Consider the following 18,732-nt stretch of genomic DNA (forward strand, 5'->3'; position numbering starts at 1 on the left):
TCCATACCTTCTTTACCGGATATGGACAACCAGGCTGGCAGCTTGGCGCTGGTTGTGATTATATCGCAATTTTTCGCCGCCTAATGTCTCTGATGTATCCCTTCAAACGTCTTTTTACAATCTCCACGGTGCTTCTATTCGGGCTCTTTCTCCCGGCTTGTAGCAAACCGGAATCCGACAGTGGTGGAGAGCTGGTCGTCAGCGTGCGCCCTTTAGCCTTGATCGCCCGGGAAATAACCGGTGAGGATATTCCGGTTCGGGTGCTAGTTGAGGGAGCAGATCCTCACCATTATGCCCCTTCGGTTTCCGATCGGGCTGCACTTGAGCGCGCCCTACTATTGGTGTGGTTGGGACCGCAAATGGAGGGGGTATTGGCAAAACAGGCAGCGCTGTTACCAGCGGGCCGGCAAATGCAGCTTCTGGATATAGAGACCCTTGAATATGAGGGAGCCAGTGCTACCGACCCCCACCTCTGGTTGCGCCCCCGCAATGCGGCAATAGCTGCGGCGCAGATCGCTGAGCGCCTGGCGCAATTACAGCCACAGCAGGCGGAGCTGTTTATGGGGCGTGCACGGCAGTTTTCCAGTTCGATGGCCAACTTGCAGAAAGTTCTCGATCGGGCCTTGTACGGATATCGCGAAGTTCCCATCGTTGTTACGCACGATGCCTATGGTCACTTTTTTGGTTCCGCAGGAGTGAAAACCCACGCTCTGGGCGATGGCAGTGGCGGGGGCTATGGTGCCAAGGCAATGCTGGATTTGTCACAGATTGGCGACGGCTGTCTATTTGGAGATATGCCGGCTAATGAACGAGATCAACAGTTGGCAGAAAACTTGGGGCTGCGTTACGCCGCTTTGGATCTGCTGGGAGATCAGTTGAATGAAAATGCTGATTACAGGGAATTGATAGAGTCCCTCTTGTCTCAAGCCCGCACTTGCTTGAGTCAGGTTCCCGACCGCAACAAGGATAAATCAGAGGCTCCTTGAGGGCACCATGTATCCCGCCTACCCAGGGAGGGGGCGGGACCTGGTAGGGTGGCTTTTAGGAACGATTGGTTATTTGCTGTAGTTTCTCTACTCGGGCAGCATCTCTTTCCGCTTGTTTTTGCAGTTTCTCCAGCTGCTGTTTTTGTCTCTCCAGCAAATCATTCTCTCTTTCACGGATAGCTTGCCTGAGTATTAATTCATGGCCTTCTACCTCAGACTGCTGTGAGTGTGTTTCATCAGTCGCCTCGGCTTCAGCGGTATGCTCTCCACTGCAATCCGAGCCGGCACTTGCCGAAATGGCAAAGATACTTGCGGCAAACAACAGGGTGGCACGCATCACTCCTCTCATCTTTCGAATCCTTCCTTCAACATCGGGTGGCACAGTTTTTTGGAAATAAAAGATCCCTGACTGCCTGGGGGCAGCCTGTGACAATTTGATTTCCGGGGAGTAGCGAACGCATAAGGTCGCTACCGGCAAGACTAGCCAAGCCTGGAGATTTGGTGAGATCGATGCGCCGATAGTTTTAATCGGCGGGGTAAGTCGAGTGGGCTTTTGTGCAGAGGTTGCCTACGGTGTCTGGCTGGAAAGAATCAGTAAGCGGAAAAACAGAGCGAAGGGCGTTATCCTATCGGCCTGCCGCGCGTCCTGAACGCCAAACTAAGCAAGCAAGAATTCATCGTCTATGAGTAAACAAAACACCTCAGCCGCCCCGTTGATTTTGGTGGATGGTTCCTCCTACCTTTATCGCGCTTTTCACGCGCTGCCGCCATTGACCACCAGCCAGGGTAAGCCTACTGGTGCGGTGCGCGGTGTAATCAGTATGCTACGCCGCCACCTCAAGGAGCACCCAGGCAGTCCTGTAGTGGTTGTTTTTGATGCAAAGGGCAAGACTTTTCGCGATGAGATGTTTGACGAATACAAATCCCACCGCCCTCCTATGCCAGATGACTTGCGTGAGCAGATTCAGCCCATTCACGACATCATCGACGCTATGGGATTGCCGCGCTTGGTGGTCGACGGTGTTGAAGCTGATGATGTGATCGGCACCCTGGCGTTGGAGGCCCAGAGTCAGGGGCAGCAAGTCATAATCTCCACCGGCGACAAAGACATGGCGCAGCTGGTGCGTCCGGGCGTTACCTTGGTTAACACCATGTCCAATACCGAAATGGACAGCGAGGGCGTGACTAAGAAATTTGGTGTAGGTCCAGAACTGATTATCGATTTTCTCGCCCTGATGGGAGATAAATCAGACAATATCCCCGGAGTTCCTGGTGTGGGCGAGAAAACTGCTCTGGCACTGTTACAGAATCTGGGAGGCTTGGAGACTATTTATTCCGACCTGGATGCCATTGCACCGCTGGGGTTCCGTGGCTCAAAAACCCTCGGCAAAAAGATGGCGGAGCACCGCGAGGCGGCAGAACTCTCCTATAAGCTCGCCACTATCAAAACCGATGTGGAGATGCCTTATCACCCCCAGGAACTGCACAATTCAGAGCCCAATACAGAGGCACTGGTTGAGCTATTCACGCAGAATGAATTTCGCGGCTGGTTAGAAGAGCTAACCAGTGAAGAGGCTGAAGAAGCCATGGCGGAAGCCGTTGAGCGCGATTACGTCATCGTCACAGAAATGTCGGAGTTCGATGCCTGGCTGGAACAACTGAAGGGTTCAGACATCTTTGCCTTCGACACGGAAACCACCAGCCTCAATTATATGCAGGCAAAATTAGTGGGGGTGTCCTTCGCGGTGGAGCCCTATCGTGCAGCCTATGTTCCCCTGGCCCACGACTATATGGGTGCACCAGAGCAACTGCCGTTTGACGAAGTACTGGCCAAACTCAAACCCCTGCTGGAAGATCCACAGCAGAAGAAGGTGGGGCAGAACCTGAAGTACGACAGTCATATCCTGGCCAACTACGATATTGAATTGCGCGGCATCGCACGGGATACCATGTTGGAGTCCTATGTTCTGGACAGCACTGGCAGCCGTCACGATATGGACAGTCTCGCACTCAAGTACCTGGGGGAGAACACGGTTCACTTCGAGGATATTGCCGGTAAAGGCGCCAAACAGCTGACGTTTAACCAGATCGAGCTGGACAAAGCGGGCCCCTATGCGGCAGAAGATGCAGATATCACCCTGCGTCTCCACAATGAGTTGAGTGCGCGTCTGGAGCGAGAGCCAACTCTGGTAAAGGTACTCGATGAAATTGAGATGCCCCTGCTACCAGTTCTGGCACGTATGGAGCGTAACGGTGCTTATATCGATGCCAAGATGTTGGCGGAGCAGAGTGCTGAACTTGAGCAGCGAATGCGAGAGCTGGAACAGCAGGCTTACGAAGTAGCCGGCGAAGAGTTCAATCTGGGCTCCACCAAGCAGCTGGGGGCGATCCTGTTTGAAAAGCTGCAGATTCCAGTGATCAAGAAGACCCCCAAAGGTGCGCCCTCTACCGCTGAAGCTGTATTGCAGGAATTGGCCCACAACCACGAGCTGCCCGCACTGATAATGCAGTATCGCGGCCTGGCCAAACTGAAGAATACCTACACCGATAAACTGCCAAAGATGATCGACCCGGGTAGCGGTCGTGTACATACCTCTTATCACCAGGCAGTAGCTGCTACCGGGCGCCTGTCCTCCAGTGACCCTAACTTGCAGAATATTCCTATTCGTACAGAGGAGGGGCGCCGTATTCGTCGGGCCTTCACCGTTGACCCAAGAATCAATGGTGGCAGTGAGATCATCGCTGCGGACTACTCCCAAATTGAGCTGCGTATTATGGCTCACCTGTCTGGGGACAAAGGTTTGGTGGATGCATTTGCTCAAGGCGCAGATATTCACCGCGCGACGGCGGCAGAAGTCTTTGAAGTGGCTCAGGATGAGGTAACTGATGAGCAGCGCCGGCGGGCCAAAGCGATCAACTTTGGTTTGATTTACGGCATGTCGGCTTTTGGCCTGGCCAAGCAGTTGGATATCCCCCGGGCTGACGCCCAAACTTATATCGACCGTTACTTTGAGCGCTACCCGGGTGTATTGCGCTATATGGAGGATACCCGTGCACAGGCCGCAGAAAAGGGCTATGTGGAAACCCTGTTTGGGCGCCGTCTCTATCTGCCGGAAATTAACTCACGCAATGGCATGCAGCGCCAAGCAGCAGAGCGGACCGCAATTAATGCGCCAATGCAGGGTACTGCCGCCGATATTATCAAGCGGGCCATGATCGCTGTAGACAGCTGGCTCAGGGAGAAGAAGCTGGCGACCCGGATGATTATGCAAGTACACGATGAATTGGTTCTTGAAGTACCCAAGGATGAGGTCGAAATTGTGGCCGATGTCATTGTTGAATTGATGCAAGGCGCGGCAGAACTCCACGTTCCCCTGATTGTGGATCTGGGACAGGGCCGAGATTGGGATCAGGCGCACTAATTTGACTGAAGAAACCATCTAAGAATTGAGGGTAGGGCGCGCTGCTCGGAATGATTTGGCGCGCTCTTGTTGGTACGGATGAATAAAATGCCAATTTTTGTGTTTTGTTAGGCGTTTTTACAATCTTTTTGAAATTCCGTGGAACTGTTCCGGCGACAGCCCCTCTAAAAAGGCAAGATCGTTGGAATGCGTCATCATCCCCCAAGGAAGTCAGATGTTTGCCCCGGTACTCCCCCAAGTCCGGGGCATTTTTTTGCCTGTCTTTCAGCCCTGATCCTCCCTATCTACGCAAGCCGCAACAACTGCAACACCCGCAGTACTCCAGATCCTAAATTCCACTGTCCATACTTCTATTAAAACGTGGGCAAGGCGCTCAGCGAGTGTGAGGCGCCAGGCAGGGTACTGAGCTTATGAGCCGCATTAAGTTATTCAGTCTCGATGTGGGAGCAGACTTCGCAGGACGTGTCGCCGCGAGTCTCGGTGAACCGGTATCTCGCCATGAAGAGCGTCAATTCGATGATGGCGAACACAAAGTTCGGCCACTGGATGACGTGGAAGGGGCGGATGTTTTTCTGGTCCAATCCCTTTACACCGATACCAGCAGCTGTGTTGACCAGAAACTTATGCGCTGCCTGTTTTTTATTGGGGCGCTTCGTGATGCCGGTGCCGCGAGAGTGACTGCGGTCATCCCCTACCTTTGCTATGCACGAAAAGAGCGGCGAACCAAATTGCGCGACCCCCTGCCGAGTCGCTATCTGGCCAGTTTCCTGGAAGCCGCCGGAGTGGATGTAGTCGTGACTATGGATGTTCACTCCCTGGCGGCCTTTGAGAACGCATTCCGCTGCCGCACCGTTCACCTGGTTTCCAACCCCCTGTTGATTGAAGTAGCGCGAATGCGCCTATCCGGAGACCCGGGTCCCCTGGTTGTTTTGTCTCCAGATGAAGGAGGGATAAAGCGTGCGGAAAAATTCCGTTTGGCCCTTGGGGATCAGTTGGGGGTGCCGGTGGCTAGCGCATTTGTGGAGAAGTATCGCAGCGGTGCTTTGTTGAGTGGGGGAACTTTGATTGGGGAAGTTAAGGATGCCACGGTCATTATCGTCGATGACTTACTTGCTACTGGCCACACAGTTACACGGGCAGTGGACGCGGTGATAAAAGCGGGAGCGAGGCGGATTTTGGTGTTTTGTGTCCACGGACAATTTAGTCGCGATGCCCATACAGCAATGGAGCGCTTGCCGGTGGAATCAATTGTGGTGACTAATTCTCTTCCTCAGTCGCAGCTGCGAGGAAATTGTGAGTGGATAGATTGTGCGCCGTTGATTGCAGATTGTATTCGCCGCCTGCACAGCAATGGGCCAGTGGCTGAGTTAACAATTTGATAAAAATCGACCGCCTTTACATAGAAGAACGTATGAGGCGCCAAAACACGTATTTTGTTTACACTTATTTACCAAAGGGGCGGGAACCATCGGGCTTGAGAGCCTATCCAAGTAATCAGTTCATTGTTGCTCCCTAACCCCAAAGCGTTTAGCTTTTTCTACCCCGGATGGTCCCCAACTCCGGGGTTTTTTTATGTCTTTCGTGAATTTCTGTAATTTCATCCATCGGGGCACCTGTCCTTTCCTTTTTGAATTAAGCGCTTAAATCGTTTGGTGAGCCGCTCAGCTACTTTTAGTTTTCGTATGTGGCGAGCAGGTCCTTAGATTGGCTTTCCCCAAGACTCCCGCAGAGGTTTTTCACAGTTACCCTTGGGTTCCACGGTTACATTACCTGTTATCCACTTTCGGCATAATCGATTTTGGGGGCATGGCATAGGTCTAACCTAAAGGTTTAAACCTGCGCTTGGGAAGCATGAAAGTTCAGCCTACTATCGAAGCAGGTAAAGAAATATTGGGATGAAAAGAACCCTCAGGCGTACCCGTCCCCCTGGGTGCGTCTGACAAGTGCCCCACCCCAAGGGCACTGTCCCCTAGCCGGCAGCCCCCATCTGCCGGCTTTTTTTATTTCAGTAAATGACGCCATCACAGCAGAAAGCAAAAGTTGCTCGTAAATGCGCTTGCAAATGATAATTGTTCGCATTATCTTTAAGTTAAATCAAATATGGGGGGTTATCGGTGAATTTACGTTACTTGTGTGCCAACCATCGCCAATGGTTGACCGCTGACACGGATCGTGCGGAAAAGGCGTGGCTCGATTGGATTGAGCGCGGCAAGCTTTTGCTTGAAGAGTGCAATTACGCCGAAGCAATACCTTATTTGGGATGCGCCTTCGATCTGGCCAGCTTTCTTCTGGAAAAGCAGTGGCCAACTTATGCCATTTCGGCAACGCGTTTTAGTGAAAGCGCTATCTGGTTAATGGCTGCCTACCGGGAGCTGGGTGATGAAAAACTTCGAAACTACATACTTGCCGGCGCCAGCTCAGTACTCGCCCGCGAGTTGGGCGATAGCCATAAGCAAAGGGTTGCGGCGGATTGCATCAGTTCACTCTACCCCGGAGAGACACAGCAGCAGGTACGCGAGTTCTCCACAGCCAGAATATCCGCCTGTATCAATGGCGGAAACAGAGTGCACTGAGGGGAATGAAAAGATGAATGCCAATGGCAATTCCCGTCTGCTGACGATTGCCATACACGAAGAAACCCTTGCCGCTCTTCTCGCGCAGAGGTACTTACATGCAGAGGAATTGCATTGTTTAACTCCGGGGGCACGCCGACGGCTGCACCGGGTACTGCTTCGCTCCCTGATCCCCGAACAGAAGCGCAAAGCAGCGGCAACTGGTGTGCCCGGAGTTCACTTTTAGGAATTTTCTCCGGTGTGAGAAAAATTGAAGTGCTTGTGTTGCTCGGGGGGCGCTGCCCCCGGGCTCCCAGCTCGTTCAATCGTCGGTGGGTGCGGCTTCCTCTGGGATTTCCAGCCACTCATTGAGCTTGCGCTCGAGTTTGTCCAGGCCTGTTTTTTTGGTCGATGAGAAGATCTGCAGAGTGACCCCGTGATTGAGTCCCTGCTCCTTGAGGGTCTTCTCTACGGCAAAGCGAGTGTTGTTGGCTGGACCGTTCTTCAACTTGTCGGCCTTGGTTAGCAGGATGTGCACTTGGAGCTCGGCCTCTACTGCCCAGGTGAGCATATGCAGATCGAACTCCTTGAGGGGTTGGCGAATGTCCATTAGTAACACGAGTCCACGCAGGCACTCTCGCTTCTCAAGGTAGGTGGCCAGATGGCGCTGCCACTCATCTTTCATACTGCGGGCGACCTTGGCAAAGCCATAGCCGGGCAGATCCACCAGGCGCTGCTGGTCGGAGAGGCGAAAGAAGTTGATCAACTGGGTGCGTCCCGGTGTTTTAGAGGTACGCGCCAACTTGTTGTTTTCCGTGAGCGCATTGATGGCACTGGACTTCCCCGCATTGGAGCGACCGGCAAAGGCCACCTCGGCACCAAAGTCCTCCGGACACTCAGTCAGGGTGGGGGCACTGGTGAGAAATTGTATGGAACGGTAGTTCAGTTTTGGTGGTTGGGCTTTAAATTCTGAATTTGACATCGTATAAGTCTGTTTATTCGGTACACTCGCTTGGCGCGCAAGTATATAATGCCGCCGTTTTCGCGTCGCAGGACTATCGGGGGCGGTGCGAAACGCCATCTCTCAGCGCGCAACGGGACGACGTATGAACAGCATTATCAAGAACACTGCTCTGGCACTCGGTTTAGTTTTCGGCTTGGGCGCCGTGCCCTTGGCGCTGGCTGCGGGCGACGCTGCTGCGGGCAAGGCAAAGGCCGCTCAATGTGCAGCCTGCCACGGTGCAGACGGTAACAGTATTGCTCCGGCTTTTCCAAAGATTGCCGGACTGGGTGAAAAATACCTGTTTAAGCAGTTACAGGATATCAAAAGCAAAACTCGCGATGTGCCGCAAATGATTGGTCAGTTGGACAATTTCAACGATCAGGACCTGCAGGATATCGCCGCTTACTTTGCCTCGCAGCCAATGCAGCTGACCGGATCTGAGGCTATTTCCGTGATGTTAAACAACGGTGAGAACGTCGACGGCCTGATGCTTGGACGTAAAATCTACCGTGGTGGCAATATGGAGACTGGTGTTCCCGCCTGTATGGGATGCCACTCACCTTCTGGATTGGGCAATGCACCGGCCGGTTACCCTCGTCTGGGCGGTCAGTATCCAGAGTACATCGAAGCCCAGCTGAAAGCATTCCGTGCGGGTACCCGCAACAATGACGGTGAAGTTCGCACTATGCGCACCGTGGCCAAGCAACTCTCCGATGCAGAGATCAAGGCGCTGGCCAACTATATCGCAGGCCTGACTGACTAATAGTCACAGGGTTTGAGTACACTGAGGCCGGTCTGTAACCGGCCTTTTTTGTGCCTGTCGCCTGAGCATAAAGCCGCTTTCCATAGACGTACTAGGCAGTTTTTGCAGTGTTTCCTTGCACGAGGGTCCGGGAACTTAAATAATCTGCGTTGTCTATTGTGTCCTCAGTGGCTCGACAGCCCGCCGCTAGATGGCGTTCGCACCACTAAATAAAAGTTGGAGAAGACTTATGAGAGCATTTCTCGCCCCGATCACGATGGTTTTTGCTGTAATGTTCAGCCTCGTTGCCTGCGCCCAGGAAAGTGGCGAGTTCAAAGCGGGCCAGCACTATGAAGTATTGCCGCAGGCTGTACCACAAAAGAGCAACGACAAGATCGAAGTGACTGAGATGTTCTGGTACGGCTGTGCCCACTGCTTCACTTTTGAGCCAACTCTGGAGCGCTGGAAAGAAAAGATGCCCAGCGATGTTGCGCTGCTGAAATTGCCAGCAATTTGGCAGCCGGTTATGGATGTACACGCTCGTCTTTACTACGTAGCAGATTCCATGGGTGTTCTGGAAAAGATGCACACGCCTATCTTTAACACCATCTACACTCAGCGCCAGATGCTGGCTGTCCGCGAAGGTCGCAACTGGGTGCCTGACTTAAAGGCTATCGAGGCTCTGTTTAACAAGCATGGTGAAGATGGTGCCAAAGCTGCGAAGCTGATGAATTCCTTCGCTATCAACAGCAAAGTTAAGCAAGGTATGGCCAATCAGCGCGCTTACAAAATGACTGGTACCCCGGAAGTTGTTGTTGCGGGTAAATACCGCATCAGTTCCTCTTTCCCCGGATATAAAGGTAAGAGCAATGGCCAGGAGCTGATGCTGCAAGTGGCGGATTACCTAATTGCCAAAGAGCGAGCGGATCGCGGCTAAGCTTTCCGATTGGAGAAACCCCGCCTCGAGCGGGGTTTTTTATTTCTACCCTAAGAAAGGTGCCCCGCAATCTGTCGAGAGGCTCCTAACATCGATCAAACTTGCCCGATCCGGAAGCCACTAATGGGATTCAAATGGATTTTACTGTTTACCCTCCTAGCTGGCTTAATCGCACCTGTTTCAGCCCAGGACACTTCAAGCAGCAATACTGTGGCCGCTCAGGCTAGCAATCTTCTCTCCTATATAGCGGTAGACTACGGCGACGCCGTAGAGAACGGGCAGCGATTGGACACTCCTCTGTATGAACTACAGAAGCAACAGGTAGAAGAAGTACTGCGTCTGGTCACTCAACTCCCCGATCGGCCTGGTCGGCAGGGTTTGCAGAAAAGCCTCTCGGACTTGCGTAAGGCGATTGAGAATAAGGATTCCGGCGCAGAGGTGCGCCGTCGAGCCAATGCAATCGCCGACCGCCTTGCTGCTTTGTATCAGCTGCAGCGGTCACCCAGTTACTCTTTGCCCTCGCCGGGTTTTATGATGCCTGTTTATCAGCAGCGGTGTGCCATCTGCCACGGTGTCGACGGTGAGGGTAGTAATGAAGGCCCAGCCCTCAATGATCTCGAGAGAATGGCGGGGTTCAGTCTCTATGATCTTTATAACACTCTGGACCCAGAAACTGACTCTATTCACACAGTCGACATTGATGGAGACTTGACCGGCCTACAGCGCTGGGCATTAGCGGTGACTGTCGCTGCTTTTCCAGTGGCAAATCAGTTGCCACCCTCTTCCGACTTGGCGACCCGTTACCCCGGCTTACTGGGACTGCCGGGAATGGCGACCACTAAACCGGCGGAACTTGAGCCAACTCTGCAACAAGCATTGATGTGGTGGCGCGGAAACCCCCACCTTGTACGCACTCTGATCCCCCCTCTTATCAGCGCAATTGGCTTGCTGCAGCTGGCGGAGACGGACTATCGAGGAGGAGATATAACAGCGGCATACGGTAAGTTAATGCTGGCTTATCGTGATGGGTATAGGCCGTTACGACAGGAGCTGCTGATTCGTGACAAGGTACTGGTGGAGCAGCTTCAGGTCCAATGGCAGCAATTGCGGGGTGACTTGATTGGTGGTGCCAGTTCTACAGAAGTTATTGCAGCATTTCAAAATCTGCGGGCGGATCTCAATCTGGCCCACTCCAAGTTGGAGCCACCTGCGATGGGGGAGGGGCGATACCTATGGACTGCCGCTCTGTTTGCTTTGGCAATCGGTTTGGGGGCGCTGCTCTGGTGGGGACTGCGAAGACAAAAGCGAACTAGACTTTAAAAAGTTTTGTCCGCCATTTCCCGGCGCAGTAGTGAGGCCATACCATGTCAAAATTAGTTGCCACTGCCTTCATGTTGTTACTGGCCCTGGATTGCCACGGTTCTGAGCCTCTGGATGCATTTCCAGAGGAGGTTGAAGGCAAGTTACGTCACGTTATCAAGCTGCCCAAGGTTGTCGATGAAAGTCGCTTCAGGGTTGAGTTGATACCGGGAAAAAGCCAAGTCGCGGAATGCAACTTGCAAAGCTTTAGCGCCCCATTGCGTAAGGACATACTCCCAGGCTGGGGTTACCCCTTTTATGTCCTGTCCGATTTGACCCCGACCACAGATACGCAAAAGGTCTGTGCCCAAGGCAGTGAATCCCGGCGATTTATCACCGTGCGCGGTGATGGCTTGATGCTGCCTTATAGCAGTAAGTTGCCAATGGTTATATATCTGCCACAGGGCGTGCAGTTAAAGTATCGGGTGTGGAGAGCAGACAAGAATTTTTCCGAAGCAAAATCCAGATAGTTGGACTACCGGTAAAAATGACTTGGCATTCTTTTTGTGAATTTGTCGTAAATTTGAATATTTTTAACGTTTAACCTGCCACCGTTGTAAATTGCGTCTAGCCTTACTTTTCGAGGGATGTGAAAAATAGCGCCGAAGCGTTTTTTCATGCCGATAAGTGAGGCTTTAGCCCCGTAATCGGAAAGGAAAATTGGCGACTTCCCCAGTCGTCTTTTGAATAACCCGCCCCCTGTAATGCACTGGGGCCGATACCGTAGGGCAGCGCATGAAGTTTTTGCGTCTTTTACCAAAGCGGCATTTTATCAAGCCGGTTGTTCCATTTGTCACAGCAATTTTCCTAGCGATACCAATGTGGGCCTCGGCGGAGTCCGCCCAGCAAAAGTGGGCGGGAAATTGGCTGGTTGTAAGTGAAGGCGATAATCAATTAGTGTGGCAACTGCATGCCGATGGCTCCGGATATGCCTATGGATTTAATGCCAAAGGCCTATTGACCCATGGTTTTGCCATTAACTGGCAATTGGATGGTGACCGGGTGCGAGTTAAAACGGGAACCTCGGTGCGCTGTAAGGGCGGGGTTGTTTCTGTCGCATTTCGAGATTGGAGCCGTGCCACCCTCCTATTTGCAGTGATTGATGGCCGTCATTGGCTGCAGGCGGGCGGTGGACTTCTGAGCTTTCAGCGTCGGTTGGCTGATTGGCGAACCCCCAAGGCCGGTGCAAGTTGCCCGGATATTGTCAGTCGCTAGCAGTTTACTTCCGTGCGAACGCTGTTTAATCCGTGCGTGGAAAAGATGAGTAGTGGGTGGGAATGGATAAAATTCTATCTCTTCCTGCCACTGCTAATTTTTGCCGTAAGTGCAAATGCCAGTGAAGAGAAACGAAAAACACTCAATGAAGGCTGGCATGCAAAATCACGCTACGATGCCAGTCAATGGGTTGGGGCCTGGCTGATTTCCCGCGATGGTGAAGCGCGGCATGTCTGGAGTCTCAAGCCCGATGGCACTGGGAGATCCTACGCTTTTTTAAGGCAAAATGGAGAGATGCAATTCGTATTTGGATACGATATTAATTGGTATTTTGATCCATTTACTCAAATGGCCAATATAAAGACCGGACGCAGAATTATTTGCAAGCGAGGGAAGATTTACCCCTATTTTCTCACTTTAAAATCCTACGAAAGCGACTATGCGGTAAGGGGAAAGTTTGCCTGGCAAACAACATGGACAGAAGTGAGTATTGGGCGAAATCGCCTGCATAAATCCTACGTAGTTTTTGTAGCCCCCCTATCCGCATGGCATGATCCAGATAGAGATTCACCCTGCCCCAAATTTCCCCGTGTGCGACTGGAAAAGGATATTGATGCGGTGCTGAAGAGCTGGGAGGTTGAACAGGATTCGTCGGAAGTGGATACAACTCCGGCACCCAATGAACCGGAATTTGATGGTGAAGAGCTGAGAAATCCGTAACTTCTCACAGTCATTGGGTCAACTTCTCTCAATAACAATTAATCCCATCAATATATTTTTAACTTTCCACCAGCTAAAATCCGACTTCTCTAAGCTTCAGGAAAACTCTTAAAAATATTTAGTTATTAAACTGCCAGCTCTGTTAGGAAAATAATTCTAAAAAAATGCGTGATCTTATTTTTTCCAAATTAAAATACTCTGCCGGGTAATAGAGAGCCCACAAAAAGTAGTTTTAGAGTTGGACTATTTTCACCTGAAAACAGGTATTAATCAGAAAGATTGATCCAAAAGCAGTGCGACCGTGTAGAAACCGGTCGTATTAATCAGGTTGGAGAAAACTTCCAGACGGCAAAGAAAGCATGAAAGCTGATCTATCCGTAGTGAGAGCATTGAGAACTTTGTATCCCAAGCTGCACGATGAAATCTATGTATTTTGTCAGGTTTCAGATAGTCGGTTTACAGATATTTTGTCAGAGAGTTTGTGTTTCTTCCGAGAAGGTGAGGGAATGAGTGTGATACTGCCTCAACGTTCGGCTCGGCAATTAGATATTGCCGCAAGCGCCCCCTTTCGCCAAATCACTTTGCAGATCCTGGCTGGTCTTGATGCGGTGCGGGTTATTCCTGTGGTCGCCCAGGAATTAATGGAGGCTGGAATAGATACCAGCGTGGTATCCACACTACACCGTGACCACATTTTTGTCCCTGATGAGCGCGCGGAATTTGCAGTAAAAATTCTGCGCGGTATTCGAAATCGAGTTCAATATAGCTGATATGTAGCCTGCCAGTGCGTATCAACTACCCCCCCACAGAGCCTCATGGTGAGATTCGCCAACTGTTGCCTAATTTTTTTTATGTTCCCGGAACTATCAAACTAGCGCCGGGGGTCACTATCAATCGCAATATGGGAATCGCTCGCTGGCAGGATCACCTTACCTTGATTAATCCCATCAGATTGCGTCCACAGCAGGAGGAAAAGCTAAAAGATCTTGGGCGTGTGAGTCACGCGATACGGCTCGGCTATCACCATGGACGTGATGATCTCTACTACAGAGATCACTTTGATCTTACTTTTTGGGCACAGCGTGGCTCAGATTTTTATCCGCCAAAAGCAGATAAGGTGTTGCGGCAGGAGGATGTTTGTCCAATACCGGGGGGGCGCTTTATTGTCTTTTCCCAAAGTCAGTTTCCAGAGGCCGTATTATGGCTCCCGTTTAGTGGCGGACTACTGGTCAGTTGTGATGCCCTGCAGTACTGGCAATCATGGAATGGATGTACCTGGTTTGGGAAAAACCTGCTGAGGTTTTCTGGTATCCGCCGAGGTATGCAGATTGCTCCCTCCTGGAGAGCAAGGGTGACACCAAGTGATAAAAATCCCAGGCTGTGGTTGAAGTACGACTTCGAACAAATCCTTAGGCAGCCGTTTTTGCACTTTCTTGCGGCTCATGGAGATTTTTGTGCGGATAATGCCTACGAGAAAGTAGCTTATGCGGTTGGACAAGCGTTCCCCGGTTTGGGGAAGGCTGCATAGATGAGTTTAGCGAGCACAGTCAGGGCGCAGCTCACTGGGCCTCAGCTTAGATTGCCCTAAATCGTGGTAAGATGCGCAATTGCTCGACGGTCCACAAGCACCTGTAGTGGTGCGATTTCAAATGACCTGTCCGTATCAACAATCACGCTTTGTATTCCTGAGAAGTAGCACTCCCCATGAGAGTTAAAAGTCTATTGGGTGCCCTGGCTATGGCACTATTGGTGGCTTGTACCACCTCCAGCATTAACAGCACTGGCCCCATTGCAGATAGTGATTACATCCGTAGAGATATCAATTTCCTCGCATCAGCGGAACTAGAGGGTCGCGATACCGGTAGCAAGGGTTATCGCCAAGCGGCACAGTATGTGGCTGGCCAATTTAAAAAGATGGGACTGATTCCAGCAGGGGAGCAAGGTTACTTCCAGGAAGTGCCTTTTCGCAGTGCCAGTTGGGATGGGAGTGATCCTGAATTTGTCTTAGAGGGCCAGAACGATGAAATCGCCATGCAATTTGGCAAGGACTTTCTAGCATCGCCCTCCGCACTGAGTGAGCGCTCGCAGATTAATGCCGAGTTGGTATTTGTCGGTTACGGTATCGAGGCCCCTGACTACGATGTTAATGATTATGCCGATCTAGATGTGCAGGGAAAGATTGTGGTTGCACTTGCCGGGCGCCCGCAGAGCTTGCCCAGTGAAGTGGGGGCTCACTACTCCTCTCCGCGCACCAAGCGTCAAGTCGCAGCAAAACATGGTGCTGTAGGTTATGTTCGCCTGTATACGCCTGAGCGGGAGAAGCGCCGCCCATTTGATTACTACGCTAAGCATCGCCTTGATGATACTTTTGACTGGGTGAGAAAGAACAATATACCGGGTAGTGCAATCCCGGGCATGCACCCGGGAGTTATGCTGAGTATCGCTGCGGGCAGCAAGCTGTTTAACGGCGCAGAGCGCAGCTTAGAAAGTATTTTTAGCGATATTGAGCAAGGAAAGATCCCGAAAGGCTTCACGCTTGAGTACCGTGCAGAATTAATCAGCAGCTCTAAGCATGAGCACCTAACCAGCCCCAATGTGGTGGCGGTGTTGCCAGGGAGTGATCCACACCTTAAAGATGAATATGTTGTTTTCTCCGCACATCTGGATCATGTTGGAAAAAAAGAAGATGGCAAAATTCATTACGGCGCTCAGGATAATGCGGCCGGTATTGCCGTTATGTTGGAAACTGCACGCTTATTTGTTGAATCTGGTCAGAGTCCTCGCAGATCACTGCTGTTCGTTGCTGTTACCGCTGAAGAGAAAGGTTTGCTGGGATCGGATTACTTCGCTGAGTACCCCACAGTGCCACGGGCGTCTATCGTAGCCAACATCAACCTTGACATGCCCATGTTACTCTATCCATTCCGAGACATTATTGCTTTCGGTGCTGAACATTCATCTTTGGGGAAAATTGCGGAGCAGGCTGCAAATCGCTCCGGGCTAAAACTCAGTCCCGACCCCATGCCTGAGGAAGTTATCTTCGTGCGCAGTGACCACTATAATTTTGTTCGTCGCGGAGTTCCTTCTATTTACTTGATTACTGGAAGGGAGGCCAAAGATTCCAGCATCGATGGTACTGCTGCACAGATGGCTTTCTTACGTGAGCGATACCACAAGCCAGGAGATGCTGCTGACGAGCAGATTAGCTATGAAGCGGCCAAACAGTTTACCGAGGTGAACTACCTGATTGCCAGGGAAGTGGCTGACTCTGAAGCTAGGCCATATTGGTATGAAGGGGATTTTTTTGGAGAGCTATTTGCTACTAATTAGATATTAGCGACTAACAGTTCAATTGTGAAAGAATTGTGCGTAATTTTTGTAAGATGAATATAGGTCTATGTTAAATTGCGCAACCTATCGGCTAGTTACCGATAATTAAAATATATAACACTAGGAGTAAATATGTTTAAGAAATACGCTTTGGGGGCTGTTGTTGCTGGATTGGTGACAGTAACTGGCTGTGCAAGTATCGTGAGTGAAAGTTCCTACCCGGTAACTATCAACAGCACTCCGAACGGTGCAAACTTCACTATCATTAATGAAGCGGGCTTGGATGTTCATAGTGGTGTAACCCCTGACACAATTACCCTGCCTGCATCTAATGGGTTCTTTTCTTCTGCAAGCTATACGGTGAAATACCAAATGGCTGGTTACAATGAACAGAGCTTTTTGATTGAAGCGGGTATGGATGGCTGGTACATCGGTAATATTCTTTTTGGTGGTTTAATTGGCTGGTTGATCGTTGACCCAGCAACTGGTGCAATGTGGAAACTGCCAGAATCTGCGCATGTTACTCTGCAGTCAAATACCGCTGTTGCTCCGATCGGTGGGTTAAATATAGCTTCTATTGACGAAGTGCCGGAAGAGGCTAAATCACAGTTGGTACGAATTAAGTAATATCGTTGCCAGTTGTTAGGAAGCCACCTTTGAGGTGGCTTTTTTTTAATTAAGCTTGTTTACACAGCTCAATCCATCGTTCAATTCCTGCACTTCTATATTTTTGCCGCTGTAGGGCAAAATAAAACTCTCGCTGAAAATTTCTCTGTGGTACAGGGAGCTCAATTAAGGAGTTTCTCTTAAACGCCTCAGCTAATGAAACCCTGGATAAGCAGCTAATACCAAGTCCGGTCTCTACAGCTCGTTTTATGGCTTCCGTATGTTGTAACTCAAGTAAAATGTGAAGCTTGGGGAGTATGCCAGCCATTGCCCGTTCAAAAGTCTGTCGCGTTCCAGAGCCCGATTCCCGGGTGATCCAGGTCGCACCGATCAGGTCTTTATCGGCGAGGCGCTTGCGGCCTGCCAAAGGGTGGTTTGGTGCACAGAAAACAACCAGCTCATCATGGCGCCAGGGGATGATTTCCAGATCCGGGTGATTGATCTCTCCTTCAATTAATCCCAGGTCCAATTCAAAATTGAGCACCCTCTCGGCAATCGCTGCGGTATTGGCAACTTCCAGTTGTACTTGAGTACCGGGCTGCTCTTCCATATAACGAGCCATCACGCTGGCAGTCAGGTAGTTGCCAATGGTCAGGGTGGCTCCGATCTTCAGGCTTCCCAGTTCCCGGTGAGTGGCCAGTGTCTGCTCAAGTTCCTGGGCTCGCTCCAGGAGTTCTTCCGCCCTTGGCCACAATTGCCGTCCCAGTTCATTGAGACGCAATCGCTTACCGGTGCGCTCGAACAGACGCAACTCAAACTGCTGTTCAAACTCTTTCAGCGCTGTGGAGGCTGCGGACTGGGACATACTCAGGCTCTCCGCAGCACGACTGACATTCTCGTGATGGGCACAGGCAAGGAACACCTCTAACTGGCGGAGCGTGTAGCGCAAAGGGATATCTCCAGTTGATCGTTAAAATAGATAAGGAATATCGAAATATCCCACTTTGCCAATAGATCTTCTAGGGCTAAAATTCAACTATCAAGAGACTCGTGGAATAACCGGTTTTAAGTTTATGTCCAAATTGAATATAGAGAAGGTGTTGGAAGTCCATCACTGGAACGACACACTGTTTAGCTTCAAGACCACCCGGGATTCGGGTTTTCGCTTTGAGAACGGACATTTCACGATGATCGGTTTGCAGCAGGACAATGGCCGTCCACTGCTGCGCGCCTACTCTATTGCTAGTGCCAACTACGAAGACGAGTTGGAATTCTTCAGTATCAAGGTTCCCGATGGCCCCCTGACCTCCCGCCTGCAGAAGATTAAGCCGGGCGATGAGATCTACGTGAGCCAAAAACCCACCGGTACTCTGGTGGCGGACCACCTGCTGCCGGGCAAACGCCTGTGGTTGCTGTCCACGGGTACTGGCTTGGCACCTTTCATGAGCATCATCAAAGATCCCACGGTCTACGAGCGTTTTGACCAGGTAATCCTTACTCACGGTGTTCGCTATGTTTCTGAGCTGGCTTACCAGGAGCAGATCGAGAACGAATTGCCGGAACACGAGTACTTTGGCGAGATGGTACGCGAGCAACTGCTTTACTACCCAACCGTGACCCGTGAGCCCTATCGGAATACTGGTCGCCTGACTGATCTAATGCTGTCCGGAAAGCTTTTCACCGATCTGGGTGTGCCCAAGCCGAGTGTTGAGGAAGATCGCTTTATGCTGTGCGGCAGCCCGGCAATGCTGAAGGATCTCACCAATATCCTCGATGACTGGGGATTCAAGGAGACCCGCGCAGGTGTACCTCACGAGTATGTGATTGAGCGCGCTTTCGTCGAAAAATAAGTTGGTCAGT

Annotated in this window: 19 protein-coding genes; 16 read left to right on the forward strand and 3 right to left on the reverse strand. The window is 51.1% G+C overall.

From position 1 onward, the window contains the following. The first annotated feature begins 83 nt into the window (after window positions 1–83). Window positions 84–986, forward strand: coding sequence for a metal ABC transporter substrate-binding protein (locus tag ACJJIQ_RS20750; RefSeq protein ID WP_444906758.1), 903 nt, complete (start codon window positions 84–86; stop codon window positions 984–986). Window positions 987–1,041: 55 nt separating this feature from the next. Here the strand turns inward: ACJJIQ_RS20750 and ACJJIQ_RS20755 are convergent, their stop codons facing one another. Further along, a complete protein-coding gene (locus ACJJIQ_RS20755) occupies window positions 1,042–1,335 on the reverse strand; it encodes a hypothetical protein (protein WP_444918683.1) in 294 nt (97 codons plus the stop codon). 334 nt (window positions 1,336–1,669) lie between these two features. Between ACJJIQ_RS20755 and polA the strand changes: the two genes are divergently transcribed. The 4 genes from polA (at window position 1,670) to ACJJIQ_RS20775 (ending at window position 7,207) form a co-directional block, all read left to right on the forward strand. Next, entirely contained in the window at window positions 1,670–4,408 is a 2,739-nt protein-coding gene (gene polA / locus ACJJIQ_RS20760; protein WP_445362915.1) for a DNA polymerase I, read from the forward strand. A 410-nt stretch (window positions 4,409–4,818) separates the two neighbouring features. Continuing rightward, window positions 4,819–5,787 (forward strand): ribose-phosphate diphosphokinase, encoded by a 969-nt coding sequence (locus ACJJIQ_RS20765; protein WP_445362916.1) that lies wholly within the window; start codon window positions 4,819–4,821, stop codon window positions 5,785–5,787. A gap of 735 nt (window positions 5,788–6,522) precedes the next feature. Beyond that, complete coding sequence (locus tag ACJJIQ_RS20770; protein ID WP_413663928.1) at window positions 6,523–6,981, forward strand: hypothetical protein; 459 nt, start codon at window positions 6,523–6,525, stop codon at window positions 6,979–6,981. A 13-nt stretch (window positions 6,982–6,994) separates the two neighbouring features. Beyond that, window positions 6,995–7,207 (forward strand): hypothetical protein, encoded by a 213-nt coding sequence (locus ACJJIQ_RS20775; protein WP_444911863.1) that lies wholly within the window; start codon window positions 6,995–6,997, stop codon window positions 7,205–7,207. A 75-nt stretch (window positions 7,208–7,282) separates the two neighbouring features. Here ACJJIQ_RS20775 and yihA read toward each other — a convergent pair whose 3' ends face one another. Beyond that, window positions 7,283–7,942, reverse strand: coding sequence for a ribosome biogenesis GTP-binding protein YihA/YsxC (yihA, locus tag ACJJIQ_RS20780; RefSeq protein WP_445362917.1), 660 nt, complete (start codon window positions 7,940–7,942; stop codon window positions 7,283–7,285). Window positions 7,943–8,066: 124 nt separating this feature from the next. Between yihA and ACJJIQ_RS20785 the strand changes: the two genes are divergently transcribed. From ACJJIQ_RS20785 to ACJJIQ_RS20830, 10 genes are all read left to right on the forward strand, one after another. Next, complete coding sequence (locus ACJJIQ_RS20785; RefSeq protein WP_445362918.1) at window positions 8,067–8,726, forward strand: c-type cytochrome; 660 nt, start codon at window positions 8,067–8,069, stop codon at window positions 8,724–8,726. Between the two features lie 229 nt (window positions 8,727–8,955). After that, on the forward strand, window positions 8,956–9,642 hold the full coding sequence (locus tag ACJJIQ_RS20790; protein WP_413663932.1) for a thiol:disulfide interchange protein DsbA/DsbL: 687 nt from the start codon (window positions 8,956–8,958) through the stop codon (window positions 9,640–9,642). A 123-nt stretch (window positions 9,643–9,765) separates the two neighbouring features. Then, window positions 9,766–10,962: a biotin/lipoyl attachment domain-containing protein gene (locus tag ACJJIQ_RS20795; RefSeq protein WP_445362919.1), complete on the forward strand. Its 1,197-nt coding sequence runs from the start codon at window positions 9,766–9,768 to the stop codon at window positions 10,960–10,962. Between the two features lie 44 nt (window positions 10,963–11,006). Then, a complete protein-coding gene (locus ACJJIQ_RS20800) occupies window positions 11,007–11,471 on the forward strand; it encodes an ecotin family protein (protein ID WP_444934569.1) in 465 nt (154 codons plus the stop codon). A 265-nt stretch (window positions 11,472–11,736) separates the two neighbouring features. Then, a complete protein-coding gene (locus ACJJIQ_RS20805) occupies window positions 11,737–12,216 on the forward strand; it encodes a hypothetical protein (RefSeq protein ID WP_445362920.1) in 480 nt (159 codons plus the stop codon). Window positions 12,217–12,261: 45 nt separating this feature from the next. Further along, the gene (locus ACJJIQ_RS20810; protein ID WP_445362921.1) at window positions 12,262–12,936 is read left to right on the forward strand and encodes a hypothetical protein; all 675 of its coding nucleotides are present in this window, start codon (window positions 12,262–12,264) and stop codon (window positions 12,934–12,936) included. 359 nt (window positions 12,937–13,295) lie between these two features. Continuing rightward, entirely contained in the window at window positions 13,296–13,706 is a 411-nt protein-coding gene (locus tag ACJJIQ_RS20815; protein ID WP_444911866.1) for an ACT domain-containing protein, read from the forward strand. Between the two features lie 14 nt (window positions 13,707–13,720). Further along, window positions 13,721–14,464: a hypothetical protein gene (locus tag ACJJIQ_RS20820; RefSeq protein WP_445362922.1), complete on the forward strand. Its 744-nt coding sequence runs from the start codon at window positions 13,721–13,723 to the stop codon at window positions 14,462–14,464. Window positions 14,465–14,640: 176 nt separating this feature from the next. Beyond that, the gene (locus tag ACJJIQ_RS20825; RefSeq protein ID WP_445362923.1) at window positions 14,641–16,266 is read left to right on the forward strand and encodes a M28 family metallopeptidase; all 1,626 of its coding nucleotides are present in this window, start codon (window positions 14,641–14,643) and stop codon (window positions 16,264–16,266) included. 132 nt (window positions 16,267–16,398) lie between these two features. Further along, on the forward strand, window positions 16,399–16,893 hold the full coding sequence (locus tag ACJJIQ_RS20830; protein WP_444895551.1) for a hypothetical protein: 495 nt from the start codon (window positions 16,399–16,401) through the stop codon (window positions 16,891–16,893). 49 nt (window positions 16,894–16,942) lie between these two features. On the opposite strand, the gene ACJJIQ_RS20835 is transcribed toward ACJJIQ_RS20830, so the two are convergent. After that, window positions 16,943–17,821: a LysR family transcriptional regulator gene (locus tag ACJJIQ_RS20835; protein WP_444895550.1), complete on the reverse strand. Its 879-nt coding sequence runs from the start codon at window positions 17,819–17,821 to the stop codon at window positions 16,943–16,945. A 124-nt stretch (window positions 17,822–17,945) separates the two neighbouring features. Here ACJJIQ_RS20835 and ACJJIQ_RS20840 point away from each other — a divergent pair, with 124 nt between their 5' ends. Next, entirely contained in the window at window positions 17,946–18,722 is a 777-nt protein-coding gene (locus ACJJIQ_RS20840) for a ferredoxin--NADP reductase (RefSeq protein WP_413663957.1), read from the forward strand. The last annotated feature ends 10 nt before the right edge of the window (window positions 18,723–18,732 follow it).

It is taken from the genome of Microbulbifer maximicatervae (SeqCode), from assembly GCF_052468295.1.